The organism is Nocardia sp. Root136 (assembly GCF_001427185.1).
Classification (GTDB): Bacteria; Actinomycetota; Actinomycetes; order Mycobacteriales; family Mycobacteriaceae; genus Nocardia; species Nocardia salmonicida.
Window position 1 is genome coordinate 597,758 of the sequence record NZ_LMFE01000007.1, and the last position, 19,021, is coordinate 616,778.

A 19,021-nucleotide genomic window follows, 5' to 3' on the forward strand; every position below is an offset into this window, starting at 1 on the left:
GACATCCAGTGAAACTGCTGATCGCCAATCGCGGCGAGATCGCCCTGCGCGTCATCCGCACGGCTACCGAACTCGGCATCGACACCGTGGCGGTCTACGCCGACGACGATGCCGACAACCCCGATGTGCACGCGGCGGGCGAGGCGATCGCGTTGGCGGGCACCGGCGCCACGCCCTACCTCGACCACTCCGCGATCCTGGCCGCCGCCAAGGAATCCGGCGCCGACTACATCCATCCCGGCTACGGATTCCTCAGCGAGAACGCCGCATTCGCCCGTGCCTGCGCGGCCGATGGCGTCACGTTCGTCGGGCCCGATCCCGCGGTGCTCGACCTGTTCGGTGACAAGTCCTCGGCTCGTGCGGCCGCCGTGGCCGCGGGCGTGCCCGTCTTGCCCGCCACCGAGGGACCGACCACCGCCGAGGAGGTTCACAGGTTCTTCGGTACGCACCCCGGCGCGATCATGATCAAGGCGCTGGCCGGGGGCGGCGGGCGTGGCATGCGGGTGGTGCGAACGGTCGAGGAGATCGACGACGCGTATCGGCAGTGCGGCGCGGAGGCGCAGCTCGGTTTCGGTAACCCCGCGGTGTTCGCCGAGCTGCTGCTCGAGAACGCCCGGCACATCGAAGTGCAGATCGTCGCCACGGGCGGCAGGGCGCTGGCGCTGGGAGACCGCGATTGCAGTGTGCAGCGCAGGCATCAGAAGCTCCTCGAAATCGCTCCCGCGCAGGGACTTTCGGAGACACTGCGGAGAGACCTCCACCTCGCGGCGGCCCGGCTGTGCGCCCATGTCGGGTATCGCGGACTGGCGACCGTCGAATTCCTGGTCTCCGACGCCGAGTTCGTGTTCCTCGAGGTCAATCCGCGAATCCAGGTGGAGCACACCGTGACCGAGGAGGTGACCGGGGTCGATCTGGTCGCCGTGCAGCTCGCGATCGCCCAGGGCGCGCACTTCGACGACCTGGGATTGCCGTGCGGAATCGTGTCCGACGGAACGGAATCCACCGGCGAACCGGCCGTCGCGGACGGCATCGCGATCCAAGCCAGAGTGAACATGGAGAGGATGGCGGCCGACGGTTCGGCGGTGCCGAGCGCGGGCACGCTGACTACCTTCGCACCGCCGACCGGGCCGGGCGTGCGGGTCGACACCTTCGGCCGCCCCGGGCTGACCCCGAGCCCGCGCTACGACTCGCTGCTGGCCAAGGTGATCACCCGAACTCGCGGACAGTCCTTCCCCGCCGCCGCCCGCAAGACCGCGACAGCGCTCGCCGAGTTCACCGTCACCGGCATCGGTACGAATATCTCGTTCCTGCGAGAGATCCTCGCCGACAGCACCTTCCAATCAGGCCAGGCCACCACCGGCTTTCTCACGGAGCGACTGACCGAACTGGTCGCGGCGGCACAGACCGATCAGCCCGAGGTCGCGGTCACCGCGGTCGAGCTGTATCCGGGGCAGGAAGCCGTGCGCGCGCAGCTCGCGGGCACGGTGGTCGAGGTGGCGGACGAGGGCGTCGACATCGGCGCCGGTGGCCAGCTCGTGGTGCTCGAGGCGATGAAGATGCAGCACGTGCTCGCCGCGCCGGATGCCGCCAGGGTCGTCCGGGTGCTCGTTCGCGCCGGGCGGGTCGTCGCGCCGGGCGATCCACTGGTCGTCATCACCCGCACCGGCGCCGACGAAACCGGCAGCGCGCACGCCGATCTCGATCCCGGCCGGGCCCGCGCCGATGTCGACGAGATCCGTGCCAGGCACCGGGTGACGCTCGACGAAGCCCGCCCGGCGGCCGTGCAGAAGCGGCACAGGATCGGCCGACGGCACCGCACGGGAGAACATCGCCGACCTCGTCGACGCGGGCAGCTTCGTCGAGTACGGCGCACTCACCTTCGCCGCCCAACGCACCAGACGCACCGAAGAAGACCTGATCGCCAACACCCCCGCCGACGGCCTGATCACCGGCCTGGCGACCATCGGCGCCGACCACTTCGACAACGCCGAGGCGGTGGTGATCTCCTACGACTACACCGTGCTCGCGGGCACCCAGGGCAAGAACAACCACGCCAAGACCGACCGCGCCTTCGAACTGGCCGAACGCAAACGGGTTCCGGTTGTGCTGTTCGCCGAGGGCGGTGGCGGCAGGCCGGGCGACACCGACTGGACCGGCATGGGCCTCGAGGTGACGACCTTCCGCGCGCTCGGCGCCCTGCGCGGCAAGGTGCCGCTGGTGACGATCGTGTCGGGCCGCTGCTTCGCGGGCAATGCCGCGCTGGCCGGCTCCTGTGACGTGATCATCGCGACGCCGGATGCCAATATCGGCATGGGCGGTCCGGCGATGATCGAGGGCGGCGGGCTCGGCGCCTACCGCCCGGAGGACATCGGCCCGATCGACGTGCAGCGACGCAACGGCGTCGTCGACCTGGTGGCCCGTGACGAGGCGCACGCGGTGGCGCTGGCCAAGCAGTACCTCGGCTACTTCCAGGGCGGGGTCGAGGATTTCGACGCACCGGACCCACGGCTGGCCCGCCATGTGGTGCCGGAGAACCGGTTACGCGCCTACGACATCCATCGCGCCATCGACGCGATCGTCGACGTCGGCTCGGTGCTAGAGCTGCGGCCGGACTACGGGGTCGGCGTCGTCACCGCGCTGGTGCGAGTGCACGGCGAACCGTTCGGCTTGATCGCCAACAGCAGCCATCATCTCGGCGGCGCGATCGACGCCGAGGCCGCCGACAAGATGGGCGATTTCCTCACCCTGTGCCAATCGTTCGGACTGCCGATCGTCTCCCTCTGCGACACACCGGGTTTCATGGTCGGACCGGAGGCCGAGAAGACCGCGACTGTACGCCGGTTCAGCAAGTTGTTCGTGCTCGGCGCACAGCTGAGCGTCCCGTTCGGCACCGTCATCCTGCGCAAGGGCTACGGACTCGGCGCGATGGCGATGACGGCGGGCCATTTCCGCGCGCCGAACTTCACCGTCGCCTGGCCCACCGGTGAGATCGGCCCGATGGGGTTGGAGGGCGCCGTTCGCCTCGGCTTCAGCAAAGAGCTCGCCGCCGTGGCTGATCCGGACGAGCGCGAGACCCTTTTCCAGCAGTTGCTCACCCTGGCCTACCAGCAGGGCAAGGCGCTCACCGCCGCCACGGGTTTCGAACTCGACGATGTGATCGACCCCGCCGACACCCGCGCGTGGATCGCGACCCTCGTCAACAGCCGGGCGCGCGCCGGATCCTGAGCAGCCGCCGGTAGCTGCATGTGATTGACATTACATTCTCTGTGAACGACACTGAGCAAGCGCTCACTTACTTGAAGTTGACGTCAAGTTCTAATAGATTCACCCCTGCGGATTCACCGAGGAGTCACCGATGATCGAACCCGGCCGACGAACAGGCGTCGACGTACCTGGTGGTGTCCATGGGCCTGATCACCGGGTACTGGCGGCTCCCCTTCGAAAGGACTTCTCGTGAGAGTTACCGACAAGGTGGCCATCGTGACCGGTGGCGGAGCGGGCATCGGCGCCGCGCTGGCGGCCGCACTCGCCGCGGCAGGCGCGAAGGTGGTGGTGTCCGACATCGACGAGACCGCCGCGCTGGCCGTGTCGGAGCAGATCAATGCCGACCACCCCGGCGCCGTCGTGGGTGTCGGCGCCGACGCCGCCGACACCGAGGCGATCAGAGGTCTGATCGCGGTGGCGCGGAATCACTTCGGGCCGGTCGACCTGTACTTCGCCAATGCGGGCATCGTCGGCGCCCCCGGGCTCGACGTCACCGACGACGACTGGAGCCGCGCCCTCGAGGTGAACCTGCGCGCCCATATCCGCGCCGCGCGACTGCTGGTGCCCGAGTGGGTCGAACGCGGTGCGGGCTACTTCATCAGTACCGCCTCCGCCGCGGGGCTGCTCACCCAGATCGGCTCGGCCACCTACTCGGTGAGCAAGCACGCCGCGGTCGGGTTCGCCGAGTGGCTCAGTGTCACCTACGGCGACCAGGGTGTTCGCGTCAGCTGCCTGTGCCCGATGGGCGTCAATACGAAACTGCTCTACGCGGGCCGGGATTCGGGCGAGGAAATCGGCGCCACCGCGACCCGCGCCGTCGTCTCGGCGGGCGATGTCCTCGAACCCGCCGCGGTGGCCGACATCGTGCTCGCGGCCGTCGACGCCGAGGAATTCCTGATCCTGCCGCATCCACAGGTGCTGGACATGTACCGCCACAAAGGCGCCGATTACGACCGCTGGCTGCGCGGCATGCGCCGCTACCAGTCGTCGTTGCTGGCCGAAACCCACTGAGCGAGAGAGCACGCCATGTCACTGTTCGATCTGAGCGATCGCGCGAAGAAGTATTCCGAAGAACTGCTCGACTTCATGGACGCCCACGTCTACCCGGCCGAGGCCGTGTACGACGTGCAGATGCGCGAATCCGGCGACCCCCATTTCCAGCCGCCCATCGTGGAAGAGCTCAAAGCCGAGGCCAAACGACGCGGACTGTGGAACCTCTTCCACCCGCACCCCGGCCGCGGCCCCGGCCTGACCAACCTCGAATACGCGCCGCTGGCCGAGATCATGGGCCGTAGCCATCTCGCGTCCGAGGCCTGCAACTGCAACGCCCCCGACACCGGCAACATGGAAGTGCTGGAGCTGTTCGGCACCGAGGAGCACAAAGAGAAGTACCTGAAGCCGCTGCTCGAGGGCACCATGGCCTCGGCCTTCGCGATGACCGAACCGCGAGTGGCCAGCTCCGATGCCACCAATATCGAACTGTCGATGGTGCGCGACGGCGAGGACTACGTGCTGAACGGCCGAAAGTGGTTCGCCACCAACGCCTTGCACAAGAACTGTCGCGTGATGATCGTGATGGGCAAGACCGATCCCACCGCGGCGCCGCACCGTCAGCAGACCATGATGGTGGTCCCGATCGACGCGCCGGGCGTCACGATCATCCGCGGGCTGCCGGTGTTCGGCTTCCAGGAACGCGAAGGCCACGCCGAGATCGACTTCGCCGACGTGCGGGTGCCCGTCACCGATGTGCTCAAGGGCGAGGGCGAGGGTTTCGCGATCAGCCAGGCCCGGCTCGGGCCAGGGCGCATCCACCACTGCATGCGCAGCATCGGCATGGCCGAGCGCGCACTGGAGATGATGTGCAAGCGCGCGCAGGCGCGGATCACCTTCGGCAAGCCGGTGGCCGAGAACGCCAATATCCAGGACTGGATCGCCGAGTCGCGCATCGACATCGAGATGATCCGGTTGCTCACGCTCAAGGCCGCCTATCTGATGGACACCGTCGGCAACAAGGCCGCGCGCACCGAGATCGCCGCGATCAAGGTGGCCGCGCCGAACATCGCGCTGAAGGTCGTGGACCGGGCCATTCAGGTGCACGGGGCGGGTGGCGTCACCGACGATTTCCCGCTCGCCGCCGCCTGGGCGCACCTGCGCACGCTCCGGCTCGCCGATGGACCCGACGAAGTGCACAAGCGGGCCATCGCACGTCAGGAACTGAACAAGTACAGGGAGTGCAACTGAGATGACCGGACTGGAACAGGAGCACTGATCACATGAAAGCCTGGCAGTTGGCCGAACTCGGCGAACCACGGGAAGTACTGCAGTTCAACGACATCGACGACCCGGCGGCGGGCGAGGGGCAGCTGCTGGTGCGCATTCTCGCGACGCCCGCCAACTTCCCCGATGTGCTGTTGTGCCGTGGGCAATATCAGATCAAGCCATCGCTGCCGTTCACCCCTGGCGTGGAACTGTGCGGCGAAGTGCTGGCGGTCGGTGCGGGTGTGGACCGGTTCGCGATCGGTGACCGGATCGTCGGCACCGCGAACCTGCCCGGCGGCGCGTTCGCCGAGCTGGCCGTACTCGATGCCGAAAACGCCTTCCCCGCACCGGAATCCCTCGACGATGCCGAGGCGTCGGCGCTGGTCATCGGCTATCAGACGAGCTGGTTCGCGCTGCACCGCCGGACTCGGCTGCAGCCCGGCGAGACGCTGCTGGTGCACGCCGCGGCGGGTGGCGTCGGCAGCTCCGCGGTGCAGTTGGGCAAGGCGGCGGGGGCACGGGTGATCGGCGTCGTCGGTGGGCCCGCGAAGGCAGACTACTGCCGCGAGCTCGGCGCCGACCTCGTGATCGACCGGCACACCGAGGATTTCGTGCCGCTCGTCAAGGAGTTCACCGGTGGCCGCGGCGCCGACGTGGTCTACGACCCGGTCGGCGGCGACGCCTACGCCAAGTCCACCAAGTGCATCGCCTTCGAAGGCCGCATCCTCGTGATCGGCTTCGCCGGCGGCACCATCCCCCAGCCCGCGCTCAATCACGCGCTGATCAAGAACTATTCGATCATCGGCCTGCACTGGGGTCTCTACAAGCAGTACAACCAGCAGGCGATCCACGACTGCCATGCCGAGCTGACCCGGCTCGCCGCGGCGGGCCAGGTGAAACCGCTGATCAGCGAGCGGCTCTCGTTCGCCGACATCCCAGCCGGACTCGGCCGCCTCGGCGACGGCGATACCGTCGGCCGCGTCGTGTTCCGCCCGTGAACGCCGGTATATAACTACACCATGGAACGATCCGCGGACCCCGACAGCGAGGGCGCGCTGCCCTCGATGGCACGCACCTCGCTGTTGCGCGACCTGCCTGCCACCCAGCGCGGACTGCGTACGCGGGACGCGCTGATCGCGGCGGGCCGGAAGGTGTTCGAGCGGATGGGATATCTCGACACCCGGCTCATCGACATCACCCAGGAAGCCCACTGCTCCTCGGGCACCTTCTACACCTACTTCGCGAGCAAAGAGGAGATCTTCGCCGCGATCCTCGAGCACGCCCAGGAAGACATGATGCATCCCGGGATGCCGCATGTAACGGGCGAGGACGATCCGGCCTCGATCATCGAAGCCGCCAACCTGGCCTACTTCGAGGCATACAAGCGCAATGCGAAGCTGATGGGCCTGCTCGAGCAGGTCGCCCAGATCGACCCCGAATTCAGCAAGCTGCGCCAGCACCGTGCCGATGCCTTCATCGGCCGCAATGCCCGCGGCATCGCCGATCTCCAGCGACGCGGCCTGGCAGACCCCGAGATCGATCCGATGCTCACCTCGCGCGCCCTCTCGGGCATGGTGAGCCGGATGGCCTTCAACTACTTCGTCATCGGCGACGGCGAGTTCGACGGCAGCCGGATTCCGATGGAAGAAGTTGTCCACACCCTGTCGCGCCTGTGGGCCAACGCCCTGCGGATGCCGGTCACGAGCTGACCGGCTCTCGCCGCCCACCAACGAAAAAATCCCCTCACCGCGTACTTCGGTGAGGGGATCGAAGGTGGCCAGAGCCGGGATCGAACCGGCGACCTACCGCTTTTCAGGCGGTCGCTCGTACCAACTGAGCTACCTGGCCGGAAGTACCGGATTGCTCTGGTACTACGTGCGACCCTGACGGGACTCGAACCCGCGACCTCCGCCGTGACAGGGCGGCGCGCTAACCAACTGCGCTACAGGGCCATGCATACCTGCAGTACTACTAGACACAGTCCGAAGACTGTACCCCCTACGGGATTCGAACCCGCGCTACCGCCTTGAAAGGGCGGCGTCCTAGGCCGCTAGACGAAGGGGGCTCGTTCCGAATCTCTCCGGGGCGGCTTCAACGTTTCCGTTGGGAGCTCGCATAGCTTATGACAGGTGTGCGCAGAGTTCCAAATCGCCTGGTCAGGCGCCCAAACCGAGGTCATCCAGGCGTGCTTGCTCCCGCCAGCCCTCGGTGCGGAAAGTCTGGATCCACAGCGGGGTCGCCATCGCCTCCACGATAACCTCCAGCACCTCGGCGAAGCGGGCACGCAAGTCGGCGGCGGAACCGTTGGAGATCGGGTCGACCAGATAGCGCTGTCCGGCCAGCGCCGCGGACAGGGTCCGAGTGAAGCGGTCGGGGTCGGCGTCTGCGCGCAGCTGTCCGTCGTCGATGGCACGGACCGCGAGCACTCGGGTGGCTCGGCCGACGATGCGTCCGCCGCCGTTGCCCGTGTCGCGATGGAAGTCGGGTTCGATCACGAGGCGGTACTCCGCTTGCACGATGGTGTCGTGCTCGAGGCGAAGGGCGATCTCGTCGACCATGCCGTGCAGCACATCAAGCGGACCGAGGTCGGCGCGCGCCAGCCAGCGCTCCGCGCAGATCCGGTACCGCTCGACCGCGGTCTCGAGCACCGCGCGCGCCAGATCTTCCTTGGAGTCGAAATGGAAGTACATCGCGCCCTTGGTGGCACGCGAACCTTCCAGAATGCGGTTGAGCGATGCCGCGGCATATCCACTCTTCCCGAACTCGACGGCCGCGGATTTGATTATTGCCGCGCGTGTCCGGCGCGCCCGCTCTTGCTGCCGTGCCATGCTCGAAACGCCTCCGAACCTTCTCGACGCCGGCGGTCGAATACAGACCGCTGGTGCGAATTGTGGTTTTAATTCAAACTTTCGGTATGAAAGACTCGCGGTGCCTCGCACAGCGGCCCCGCCACCGGTGAGAACCGCCTCCTCCTGCGGCGACGCCTACCCCTTTGCCGGGAGTTCGCGCACCCATCGCGATCACCTCGGCCTGCAATCTGTCGATGAATTACGAAACGCCGCACCCTGCACCGGAGCCACGGAAAACGCGGCACCGGTGATTGTTTCGAAATTCACCAGGCGATCACCGTACCCGCATTCCCGAGACGACACGCGGCGATTGGTGTACCTATCCGAACATCCGGTCCGGTTATCCACATCAGCAAACGAAGCGCAACCGGAATGGTTAGTCCGGGTACGAATTCCGTAGGCGCGCAGCCCAGTTGACCGGCTCATCGGCACCGCCGAAGTTCGCCGAACGGTCGCGAGACCGGCGCCCATCGTGGACCACTCCATCGCTCCTGCACCCCTGCTTGTCGAAAGATGTTGCGATACAACAGTATTCGACAACCATACGCAACCCATAGCGCGAACGATGCTGGGCACCAGGTGTTTACCGAGAATCGTCGCGGACGGCCCCGCTGTTACCGGCCACCACCAGCGGCGATCAGACGCCCGCAACGCGGCCGGGGACCACGGTTCGGCCCTTCGGCACCGTGTCCGCTAGACTCCGCTGCGCGCCCCTTTAGCTCAGTTGGTAGAGCTGGTGACTTTTAATCACTAGGTCGTAGGTTCGAGTCCTACAGGGGGCACCACCAACTCCCACCGTGACCATCGTCACGTGGCGACGCGCCAAACGCAGACGCCGCCGAAACCGCCGGGTTCTTGCATCGATGCACCTAATCTGAGCGCGACCCGGGCTCCCGGGCGCCCACAACCTCAGGCGGAGTGAGATGACTTCCTTCGACGATTTGCTCTCCCAAGTACCCATCGCCCAGATCGCCGACCAACTCGGCGTCGACCAGGCGACCGCGACGACGGCCGTGCAGGCCGCGCTGCCGACGCTGCTCGGCGGCCTCCAGGTCAATGCCGCCGAGCCGCAGGGCGCGGCCTCGCTGCTCGGCGCGCTCGACAATCACGGCGGCCTCGTCGAAGGTGACGGCGCGGTCGATCTCGGGCAGGTGGACGTCGGCGACGGCGAGAAGATCGTCGACAACGTCTTCGGCGACGAGAAGAACACTGTCATCAGCGCGCTCGGTGCGGGCGGCGGGACCGGCGGCAACGATCTGATCGGCAAGCTGCTGCCGATTCTGGCTCCAATCGTGCTCGCCTACTTGGCCAAGCAGCTCACCGGTGGCGGCGCCACGGCGCCGGCACCGCAGCAGACGCAGGCCTCCGGTGGCGGTCTCGGCGATCTGCTCGGCGGTCTACTCGGCGGCAGCAGCAATAGCGGCGGGCTCGGCGGAATGATCGGCGACGCCCTGTCGAAGAACGCGGGCGGTGCGCTGGGCAGCGTGCTCGGCGGCCTGCTCGGCGGCAAGCGCTGAGATGTTCATCTACGTGTAGTTAACGTCGCGGGGCCCGCAGCGATAGTCCCTATGCTGCGGGTCGAACGCCTAGACTCGTCAGCAAGACCATCGGATCTACTGACGAGTTGTGGCGTTGCTCAACATCGTCGGAAAACCGCTCTGTTGCGTTTCGCATCACACCTACGGTGCCGTAAGGTATGGCCGCATCGCGACGTTCGACCGCAAGCACGACAGCGAAGGGTTTTTACATGGCAAGGGATCTGACTCAACTCGAACTGCTCACGGAGTTGGAGCCGGTTGCCGAGGAAAACGTCAACCGGCACATGTCGCTGGCCAAAGAATGGCATCCGCACGACTACGTCCCGTGGGACGAGGGCCGCAACTTCGCCGCCATGGGCGGCATCGATTGGGATCCTGAGCAGTCCAAGCTCAGCGAGGTCGCCAAGGCGGCCATGATCACCAACCTGCTCACCGAGGACAATCTGCCGTCCTACCACCGTGAGATCGCGGAGAACTTCTCCCAGGACGGCGCCTGGGGCACCTGGGTCGGTCGCTGGACCGCCGAGGAGAACCGGCACGGCATCGTGATGCGCGACTACCTGGTTGTCACCCGCGGCGTGGATCCGGTCGCCCTCGAAGAGGCGCGCATGATCCACATGACCAACGGCTTCGCCTCCCCCACCGAGGTCGACGCCGGCTTCCTGCACTCGGTCGCCTACGTGACCTTCCAGGAACTGGCCACCCGGGTGAGCCACCGCAACACCGGCAGGGTGTGCGACGACCCGATCGCCGACCGCATGCTGCAGCGCGTCGCGGCCGACGAGAACCTGCACATGATCTTCTACCGCAACCTCTGCGGCGCGGCGATGGACCTGAGCCCCGACCAGACCATCGAGGCGATCTCGCTGATCGTCGAGAACTTCCAGATGCCCGGCGCCGGTATGCCGAACTTCCGTCGCAACGGCGTGCTGATGGCCAAGCACGGCATCTACGACCTGCGTCAGCACCTCGAAGAGGTCGTGCAGCCGGTGCTCAAGAAGTGGAACGTCTTCGATCGCACCGACTTCACCGCACGCGGCGAGGCCACCCGCGAGCGCCTGGCCGGCTTCCTGGACAAGCTGGGCGAGGACGTGCTGAAGTTCGAGGAACAGCGCGACCGGATGCTCGCTCGCGAGGCCAAGAAGCGCGAAATGGCCGTCGTCTAGGTTTCACCACGAAAGCGCCGCCCACCGGGTTTCCGGTAGGCGGCGCTTCTGTCTGTCCGGGGTTACTTGATCGGGAGGGCGCCGTCGGCACTGCCGACGTCGGTGATCTTCCAGTCCTTGCCCGCGTCGACGGTGATGTTGTAGGTCACCGTGTTGCGCAAGCCGTCGGGGTTCTGCGCGTTGGTGGTGCTCACGTCGACGAAGGCGGCCACCTTGTAGACCTCACCCTCCTGCGAGAGCACCTTGGCGGTGACCGGCGCCGCGGTGGAGGTCCACTTCAGCGGGATGATGATCTGCTCGAGCTTGTCGCCGGTGGCGTCGAACTTGTTCGACAGTTCGGGGGAGGTACCGGCCTTGAGCTTGGCGACCCAGGCGTCGACGTCCTGATAGTTCAGGGTGGCCGAGCCGACGGAGTAGTCGAGGGCGATCTGCTCGGCCTTCGCGTTGTCGGCGGCCTGTTCCTTCATGTCGGAGATCTCCGAGCGCGCCGAGCCGAGCAGCACGCCGAGCACGAGGGCGATGATCGCGAGGACGGCGATCACGGCGCCGCCCACCAGCGACGAGACGCGCACGGCGACCGTGCCCTTGGTGGGCGTGGCAGGGGATTTCGTCAGGTCGGTGGCGCCTTCGTTGCTTTCGGCCATGGGGTCTTCTCCGATTACGTGGGGACAGCGCACCGCCGGAGGCGACGATGCCAGCAGCGTAAGGCTACTGAGGTTTCGGAACCGTTCCGGACACGGCGTAGCAGGTAATCGGTGTCGGCGAGGTCGCAGTGGCGGCGATGACCCGGTGATAAGCGCTCGGACGCGAGATCGATCACATCGGGGCGGATGAGACAATCATTCGCGTGACTACCACGCTGCCCCAGGCGCCCACCGCGCTGCGGATCGGGCCCTACCCGGTCGACCCGCCGGTTGTGCTCGCGCCGATGGCCGGCATCACCAACCGCGCCTTCCGCAGGTTGTGCAGGGAGTTCGGTAGCTCTACCTCGATCTACGTGTGCGAGATGATCACCGCACGCGCGGTGGTCGAGCGCAACGAGAAGACGCTGCACATGATGTCGTTCGACGACGACGAGCATCCGCGCTCGATGCAGCTCTACGGTGTGGATCCCAAGACGCTCGGCGAGGCGGTGCGGATCATCGTCGGCGAGGGCTGGGCCGACCACATCGACCTCAACCTCGGCTGCCCGGTGCGCAAGGTGACCAAGCTCGGTGGCGGTTCGGCGCTGCCGTACAAGCGCAGGCTGTTCGCCAATATCGTGCGCGAAATGGTGGCCGCGGCCGAACCGGCGGGCGTGCCGGTGACCTTCAAGTTCCGCATCGGCATCGACGACGACCACCACACCTACCTCCACACCGGCCGCATCGCCGAGGCCGAAGGCGCGGCTGCCGTGGCGCTGCACGCGCGCACCGCCGCCCAGCTGTACTCGGGCGCGGCCGACTGGTCGGCCATCGCACGGCTCAAGGAAACCGTCACTTCCATCCCGGTGCTCGGCAACGGCGACATCTTCACCGCCGACGACGCGCTGCGGATGATGAACGAGACCGGCTGCGACGGCGTGGTCGTCGGCCGCGGCTGCCTCGGTCGACCCTGGCTCTTCGCCGAACTCAGCGCGGCCCTACGCGGCGAACCGATCCCGGAGGGGCCCACGCTCGGCCGCGTCGGGGAGATCCTGGTGCGCCACGCCACCCTGCTCACCGAGCACGACGGTGAGGACAAGGCCATGCGCGATATTCGCAAGCACATGGCCTGGTACCTGATGGGTTTCCCGGTCGGCTCACAGCTGCGGCGCAGCTTCGCCACGGTGTCGAAGCTGTCGCAGATCGAGGATCTGGTCGGACAGCTCGACCCCACTGTGCCGTTCCCCACCGACGCGCTCGGCCCGCGCGGGCGGCAGGGTTCGCCGCAGACCAAGGTCGTGCTCCCCGAGGGCTGGCTCGACGACCCGGAAGACGACACCGTTCCGGCCGCGGCCGATGTGATGCACAGCGGCGGCTGATCAGGCGTCGATAACGGGTCGACATCAATTCGTAAGCCATCGCTGTTTCGGCCGACCGCACCCGCTCGAACAGGGCTTTCCTGAGCCTGGCGAACCTTCTCGATCAATTCGTCGGCGATTCCGGTGTGCACTGGAGTGGCCACTCGTGGCGGAATCGTTATCATTGCGGGATCGTTCGACTCTGGTTCGATCGGAGCCGGGCGATGACGCGCAGGCTGCGCCAGATAGAGGAGTGAGGTTCGTTGGTGGGTGACGATCGGCGCGGGCGTACGCCCCGGCCTGGAAATCGCGCCCCCTGGGAGCGTTATCCGACGGCCGAACCCCCCGAGCAACCGGATACCGGCTCTCGACGTTCCCGGCACGCGGACGCGACGCCCGACGCCGGGACCGCCGCGCCGCTGACGGTGGCCGATCTGGTCAACCGCGTCGACAGCGAACGCACCAGGCGCGGCCGACGGGTGCCCCCCGCAGAGAGCTCCGAGCCCGGCTCGCGCGCGGGCCGTCGAGCCCGCGAACAGGCGCCGCGTCCCACCCCACGTCCCGACATCGCACCCCGCACCGACGGCTCCCCCGTCGTCGACGACATCGCGGGTAAGCCACCGCACCGCGCCGAATCCCCCGCCGACCGCACCGCGACCACCGCGCTACCCGCCCAGGCGAAAGAGCAGGCACGCAAGGCTCCCCCAGCACGGCGCGTGGCCGCCGAATCGATCGATCCGCCCACGGATATCCTGCCCACGGTCGACACCGCGGAGCCCGAGCGCGCCAGGCCGGTGAAAACCGCCTCCGCCGCACCGCCGCGTCGTCCGGGCACCGAAGGTCGGCGTAACAAGCAGGCTCGGATGGCGGGCCGGGTCACGCTGACGTTCGTGGCGGTGCTCGCCCTCGTCATCACCGGCGGCGGCTGGAGCTACCTACAGGCCACCAACAGCAGCTTCACCCAGGTCGACGCGCTCGGCGGCGGCGCCTCCGGCGACGTGCTCGACGGCGATATGCAGCTCGGCGACGAGAACTACCTCATCGTCGGCACCGACACCAGAGCGGGCGTCAACGCCGACCTGGGCGCGGGCTCGGCCACCGACACCGAAGGCGCTCGCGCCGACACGGCGATGCTGGTGCACATCCCGAAGAACCGCTCGCGGGTAGTGGTCGTGTCGTTCCCGCGCGACCTCGACGTCACAAGGCCGCAGTGCGCCGGGTGGGACAACGAGAAGGCCACCTACACCGAGCAGAAGTTCCCCTCCGCCATCGGCGACAAGCTCAACGCGGTGTACGCCCTGGGCGGCCCGCGCTGCCTGGTGGACGTGGTCCGCAAGATGTCGGGCCTGACCATCGGTCACTTCATCGGCATCGACTTCGCCGGCTTCCAGGCCATGGTCGATCAGATCGGCGGCGTCGAGGTGTGCTCGACCAAACCGATCATCGACGGTGTGCTCGGTACGGTGCTCGAGAGCTCGGGCAAGCAGCGGGTCAACGGCGAAACCGCACTCAACTATGTCCGCGCCAGGCACGTGGTCGGCGAGGAACGCAGCGACTACGACCGGATCCACCGGCAGCAGCAGTTCCTCGCGGCGCTGTTGCGCGGCGCGTTGTCGGGCAAAGTACTGCTCGATCCAGCGAAGTTGCAGGGCTTCGTCGAGGCCTTCCGTCAGCACACCTTCGTCGACGGCGTCGGCACGCAGGATCTGATTCTGCTCGGCCGGTCGCTGCAGAAGGTCAACGCGGGCGCTGTCACCTTCATCACCGCGCCCACTGCCGGTACCACCGCCTACGGCAACGAGATTCCCCGTGAGTCCGACATCAAGGCGATCTTCCGCTCGATCATCGACGATCAGCCGCTGCCCGGTGAGGAAACCGCGCCGCCGGTGACGAGCTCGAGCGAGGCGCCGCCGACCCAGGCGCCCAAGCTCTTCGCCGTCAGTCCCGGCTCGGTCTCGCTGCGGATCTCGAACGGAACCGGCCGCACCGGCGTGGCGCAACAGGCCGCGAACAAGCTCTCCAACATGGGTTTCGGGATCTACAACGTCGGCAACTACCCCCAGGGCAGCGAATCCACCGTGGTCCGCTTCTCCACCGGCAACGAGGCCGCGGCCGCCACCGTCGCGAGTTCGATTCCCGGCGCGATGCTCGAACGCGCGGACGAACTCGACGGAATCATCGAGGTCATCCTGGGTTCGAACTACGCCGGACAGGTCCGCACCCCGGCCTCGGTCGGCACCGAAATCCCCGACGTGGGCACCGGCAAACCGATCACCGCGGCGCCGGTAACCCTGCCGTCCGACCTCGAACACATGAACGCGGCCGACACCAGCTGCGACTGACCACGCTGACCTGCCACGACACTGCCATGCGGCATTAACCCACTGTTGGGTGACAGGGATCCGGGTACCCACTAGGGTCAGCAATCATGCGTGTCATCTACAACGAGCAAATGGCCGACCTCGCCAACCTCCTCGGCGAGATGGCCGGTCTCGCTGGCCAGGCCATGGAACAGGCCACCCAATCACTGCTGCAGGCCGACCTCGGTCTGGCCGAGCAGGTCATCGGTGAGCAGGATCGGATCTCGGTGATGATCACCGAGGCCGAGGAGAAGGCCTTCGCGCTGCTCGCACTGCAGGCACCCGTCGCGGGCGACCTGCGTCAGGTCGTCAGCGCGATCCAGATCGTGGGCGACGTCAACCGGATGGGCGCGCTCGCGCTGCACGTCGCCAAGGTGACCCGCCGCCGCCACCCCGCTCACGCCCTGCCCGAGTCGGTCAACGGCTACTTCGCCGAGATGGGCCGCATCGCGGTCAACATGGGCGCGGGCGCCAAAGAGGTGCTGGAGACCCGCGACCCCGAGCGCGCCGCCCAGCTCAATCAGGACGACGAAGCGATGGACGACCTCCACCGCCACCTGTTCACCCTCCTGATGGACCGTGACTGGAAGTACGGCGTGGCCTCCGCCGTCGACGTGACGCTTCTTGGCCGCTACTACGAGCGCTTCGCCGACCACGCCGTGGAGATCGGCCGCCGCGTGATCTTCCTGGTGACCGGTGTCCTCCCGTCCGACGAGGACATCGAAACCAGCTGAGAGAACACGAGTCGGCCCCCGCTCACCGCGGGGGCTTTTTCGTGTCGGCTCCACAACGAGAAAAGCCCCGCACTCCGTCGAGAAGGAGTGCGGGGCTTTCCGTGGTGCTTCTTCTTACCCGAAGCGGCCGGAGATGTAGTCCTCCGTGGCGCGCTGGGTGGGGTTGGAGAAGATCTTCTCGGTGTCGTCGATCTCGATCAGGCGGCCGGGCTTGCCCTGGGCCTCGAGGTTGAAGAAACCGGTCTGGTCGCTCACCCGGGCGGCCTGCTGCATGTTGTGGGTGACGATGACGATCGTGAACTCTTTCTTGAGCTCGGTGATCAGGTCCTCGATCGCCAGGGTGGAGATCGGGTCGAGGGCCGAACACGGCTCGTCCATCAGCAGGACGTCGGGCGAGACCGCGATGGCGCGGGCGATGCACAGACGCTGCTGCTGACCACCGGAAAGGCTGCCACCGGGCTTGTCGAGCCGGTCCTTGACCTCGTTCCAGAGGTTGGCGCCCTTGAGCGAGCGCTCGGCGACCTCGTCGAGTTCCTTCTTGTTGCGCACGCCCTGCAGCTTCAGCCCGGCCACCACGTTGTCGCGAATCGACATGGTGGGGAACGGGTTCGGGCGCTGGAACACCATGCCGATGGTGCGGCGCACGCCGACCGGGTCGATCGAGGAGCTGTAGATGTCCTCGCCGTCGAGCAGCACGGCGCCTTCGACGCGGGCGTTGGGGGTCACCTCGTGCATGCGGTTGAGCGAGCGCAGCACGGTGGACTTGCCACAGCCGGAGGGACCGATGAAGGCGGTGACGCTGCGCGGCAGCACGGTCAGTTCCACATTCGCCACGGCGTGGAAGCTGCCGTAATAGATGTTGAGATCTTTGACGTCGATCCGCTTGGCCATCTGAGTATTCCGTTCGCTTCTATCGGTTCCGGGTGAGCAGCTTGTTGACGCCGGCGGCAGCCAGGTACAGCACCGCGATCATTAGGATCAGCGTGAGCGCCGCACCCCAGACACGTTCGCGGCCCGCGGCCTCCGGGTTGGCCAGCTCTTGGTAGATCAACAGCGGCAGCGAGGCCATGTTGCCGTCGAAGATGTTCTGGTTGATCGACTTCGAGTAACCGACCAACACGAGCACCGGCGCGGTCTCACCCATCACGCGAGCGAGCGAGAGCAGGATGCCGCTGATCATGCCGGGAGCCGCGGTGGGAATGACGATCCGCAGGATGGTCTTCCACTTCGGCACGCCGAGCGCGTAGGACGCCTCGCGCAGCTCATCGGGGACGAGCTTGAGCATCTCCTCGGTACTGCGCACGACGACGGGCAGCATCAGCAGCACCAGCGCCAGCGAGACGGCGAAGGAACTCTGCGGCATGCCGAACGTGGCGATCCACAGCGCGAAGATGAACAGCGCGGCGACGATCGAGGGCACACCGGCCAGGATGTCGACCATGAAGGTGGTGACTTTGGCGAGTCGACCGCGACCGTATTCGACCAGGTAGACCGCCGCCATGATGCCGAGCGGCACCGCGATGACGGAGGCGACCGCCGCCTGCACGATGGTGCCGTAGATGGCGTGGTAGACGCCACCGCCGGTCTGGTCGGGCAGGATGCCCTTCTGCGAGTTGAGCCACCAGTCGGCGGACATGATCGCGGTGATGCCCTTGCTGACCACCAGTCCGAGCACCCACACCAGCGGGATCAGCGCGATGACGAAGCAGAGCGTGACCAGGCCGGTGGCGATGTTGTTCTTGATCCGCCGTCCGGCGCTGACGTGACGGAATGTCGGCGCCTTGACCGGCTTGTCGAGGACAGTTGTCGGAGGCATCAGCCGTTCACCTTTCCACCGGAGGCCAGGCGGGCCAGCGCGTTGACGACGAAGGTCAGCGCGAAGAGAACGAAGCCGGCGGCGATATAGGCGCCGGTAGGCAGCGGTGAACTGAACTCCGAGGCCGCCGAGGCGATCTTGGAGGCGAAGGTGTAGCCGCCGTCGAACAGCGACCAATTACCCGCGTTGCTCGCGGTACGCAGCACGACGAGGACGGCGATCGTCTCACCGAGCGCACGACCGAGGCCGAGCATGGAGCCCGCGATCACACCGCTGCGGCCGTAGGGCAGCACGGTCATCCGTACGACTTCCCACTTGGTGGCGCCGAGCGCCTGCGCCGCTTCGATGTGCGCGCGCGGGGTGAGTGCGAACACTTCGCGGGCCACCGAGGTGATGATCGGCAGGATCATCACGGCCAGCACGACACCGGCGGTGAAAATGGTGCCGCCGCCCGCGATCGAGACATTGCCGTCGGAGAACAGGAAGAACCAGCTCAGGTTCTTGTTCAGGAATTCCTGCACCGGCGCGATCTGCGGCGCCAACACGAGGAAACCCCACAGGCCGAACACGATGGACGGCACTGCGGCAAGCAGGTCGACCAGCATGGTGAACGGCTTGCCGAGCCGCGACGGCGCGTAGTGCGTCAGGAACAGCGCGATGCCGACCCCGATCGGCACCGCCACGATGAGCGCGAACACCGAGCTCAAGACCGTGACCATGAACAGGTCGCGGATACCGAAGCGGAGGTTATTGGCATCGCCGGTCGAGAACTCGGTGCTGGTGAAGAAGTTGGCGTTGTTGGCCATGAGCGAGGGGACCGCGCGGATCAGCAGGAACAGCGCGATCAACGCGATGGCGGCCACGATCGTGGCGCCGGCCGCGGTGGCCGTCCACCGGAAGATCGTCTCGGCGTTCAGGCGGCCGGTACGACCCCCGTCAGGGGCCTTGTCGATTTTCGGTTCGGTCGGCATATTCGCAGTATCTCCGGCCGCCCGTGGGCTCGTCGAGTTCGACGAGCCCACTGCGGTCACCTCAGGGTGCATGGTCATGGCCA

Annotated in this window: 14 protein-coding genes, 4 tRNA genes and 1 pseudogene; 11 read left to right on the forward strand and 8 right to left on the reverse strand. The window is 66.9% G+C overall.

From position 1 onward, the window contains the following. Nucleotides 1-8 precede the first annotated feature (8 nt). From ASD42_RS19725 to ASD42_RS19745, 5 genes and pseudogenes are all read left to right on the forward strand, one after another. Nucleotides 9-3,225, forward strand: a pseudogene (locus ASD42_RS19725) (carboxyl transferase domain-containing protein). 228 nt (nucleotides 3,226-3,453) lie between these two features. Further along, nucleotides 3,454-4,275 (forward strand): SDR family oxidoreductase, encoded by an 822-nt coding sequence (locus ASD42_RS19730; RefSeq protein ID WP_056818694.1) that lies wholly within the window; start codon nucleotides 3,454-3,456, stop codon nucleotides 4,273-4,275. A gap of 15 nt (nucleotides 4,276-4,290) precedes the next feature. Next, nucleotides 4,291-5,505, forward strand: coding sequence for an acyl-CoA dehydrogenase family protein (locus ASD42_RS19735; protein ID WP_056818695.1), 1,215 nt, complete (start codon nucleotides 4,291-4,293; stop codon nucleotides 5,503-5,505). Nucleotides 5,506-5,537: 32 nt separating this feature from the next. Then, complete coding sequence (locus ASD42_RS19740) at nucleotides 5,538-6,521, forward strand: NADPH:quinone oxidoreductase family protein (RefSeq protein ID WP_056818697.1); 984 nt, start codon at nucleotides 5,538-5,540, stop codon at nucleotides 6,519-6,521. 21 nt (nucleotides 6,522-6,542) lie between these two features. Beyond that, nucleotides 6,543-7,232 (forward strand): TetR/AcrR family transcriptional regulator, encoded by a 690-nt coding sequence (locus ASD42_RS19745; RefSeq protein WP_056818699.1) that lies wholly within the window; start codon nucleotides 6,543-6,545, stop codon nucleotides 7,230-7,232. Nucleotides 7,233-7,297: 65 nt separating this feature from the next. On the opposite strand, the gene ASD42_RS19750 is transcribed toward ASD42_RS19745, so the two are convergent. From ASD42_RS19750 to ASD42_RS19765, 4 genes are all read right to left on the reverse strand, one after another. Further along, nucleotides 7,298-7,371: transfer RNA gene (locus tag ASD42_RS19750), tRNA-Phe, on the reverse strand. Between the two features lie 30 nt (nucleotides 7,372-7,401). Continuing rightward, a tRNA-Asp gene (locus ASD42_RS19755) sits at nucleotides 7,402-7,475 on the reverse strand. 40 nt (nucleotides 7,476-7,515) lie between these two features. Continuing rightward, a tRNA-Glu gene (locus ASD42_RS19760) sits at nucleotides 7,516-7,588 on the reverse strand. A 91-nt stretch (nucleotides 7,589-7,679) separates the two neighbouring features. Next, nucleotides 7,680-8,351, reverse strand: coding sequence for a TetR family transcriptional regulator (locus ASD42_RS19765; protein WP_056818701.1), 672 nt, complete (start codon nucleotides 8,349-8,351; stop codon nucleotides 7,680-7,682). A gap of 730 nt (nucleotides 8,352-9,081) precedes the next feature. Between ASD42_RS19765 and ASD42_RS19770 the strand changes: the two genes are divergently transcribed. The 3 genes from ASD42_RS19770 (at nucleotide 9,082) to ASD42_RS19780 (ending at nucleotide 11,076) form a co-directional block, all read left to right on the forward strand. Then, nucleotides 9,082-9,157, forward strand: a tRNA-Lys gene (locus ASD42_RS19770). Between the two features lie 138 nt (nucleotides 9,158-9,295). Further along, nucleotides 9,296-9,889 (forward strand): DUF937 domain-containing protein, encoded by a 594-nt coding sequence (locus ASD42_RS19775; RefSeq protein ID WP_056818703.1) that lies wholly within the window; start codon nucleotides 9,296-9,298, stop codon nucleotides 9,887-9,889. Between the two features lie 230 nt (nucleotides 9,890-10,119). Beyond that, complete coding sequence (locus tag ASD42_RS19780; RefSeq protein WP_056818704.1) at nucleotides 10,120-11,076, forward strand: acyl-ACP desaturase; 957 nt, start codon at nucleotides 10,120-10,122, stop codon at nucleotides 11,074-11,076. A gap of 62 nt (nucleotides 11,077-11,138) precedes the next feature. Here the strand turns inward: ASD42_RS19780 and ASD42_RS19785 are convergent, their stop codons facing one another. Beyond that, nucleotides 11,139-11,720: a hypothetical protein gene (locus tag ASD42_RS19785; protein WP_056818706.1), complete on the reverse strand. Its 582-nt coding sequence runs from the start codon at nucleotides 11,718-11,720 to the stop codon at nucleotides 11,139-11,141. 203 nt (nucleotides 11,721-11,923) lie between these two features. Here ASD42_RS19785 and dusB point away from each other — a divergent pair, with 203 nt between their 5' ends. The 3 genes from dusB to phoU all read left to right on the forward strand — a co-directional run bounded on the left by dusB (nucleotide 11,924) and on the right by phoU (nucleotide 16,151). After that, the gene (dusB, locus tag ASD42_RS19790) at nucleotides 11,924-13,078 is read left to right on the forward strand and encodes a tRNA dihydrouridine synthase DusB (RefSeq protein WP_056818708.1); all 1,155 of its coding nucleotides are present in this window, start codon (nucleotides 11,924-11,926) and stop codon (nucleotides 13,076-13,078) included. 245 nt (nucleotides 13,079-13,323) lie between these two features. Beyond that, nucleotides 13,324-15,399: an LCP family protein gene (locus ASD42_RS19795; protein WP_056818709.1), complete on the forward strand. Its 2,076-nt coding sequence runs from the start codon at nucleotides 13,324-13,326 to the stop codon at nucleotides 15,397-15,399. 86 nt (nucleotides 15,400-15,485) lie between these two features. Further along, nucleotides 15,486-16,151, forward strand: coding sequence for a phosphate signaling complex protein PhoU (gene phoU, locus ASD42_RS19800; RefSeq protein WP_056818711.1), 666 nt, complete (start codon nucleotides 15,486-15,488; stop codon nucleotides 16,149-16,151). A gap of 114 nt (nucleotides 16,152-16,265) precedes the next feature. Here phoU and pstB read toward each other — a convergent pair whose 3' ends face one another. The 3 genes from pstB to pstC are packed head-to-tail and all read right to left on the reverse strand — an operon-like array spanning nucleotide 16,266 to nucleotide 18,938. Continuing rightward, the gene (gene pstB, locus ASD42_RS19805) at nucleotides 16,266-17,042 is read right to left on the reverse strand and encodes a phosphate ABC transporter ATP-binding protein PstB (protein WP_056818713.1); all 777 of its coding nucleotides are present in this window, start codon (nucleotides 17,040-17,042) and stop codon (nucleotides 16,266-16,268) included. Nucleotides 17,043-17,061: 19 nt separating this feature from the next. Continuing rightward, nucleotides 17,062-17,967, reverse strand: a complete 906-nt coding sequence (gene pstA, locus ASD42_RS19810) for a phosphate ABC transporter permease PstA (RefSeq protein WP_056818714.1) — start codon at nucleotides 17,965-17,967, stop codon at nucleotides 17,062-17,064. Continuing rightward, nucleotides 17,967-18,938, reverse strand: coding sequence for a phosphate ABC transporter permease subunit PstC (pstC, locus tag ASD42_RS19815; RefSeq protein ID WP_056818716.1), 972 nt, complete (start codon nucleotides 18,936-18,938; stop codon nucleotides 17,967-17,969). Before pstC ends, pstA begins: the two co-directional genes overlap by 1 nt. Nucleotides 18,939-19,021 lie beyond the last annotated feature (83 nt).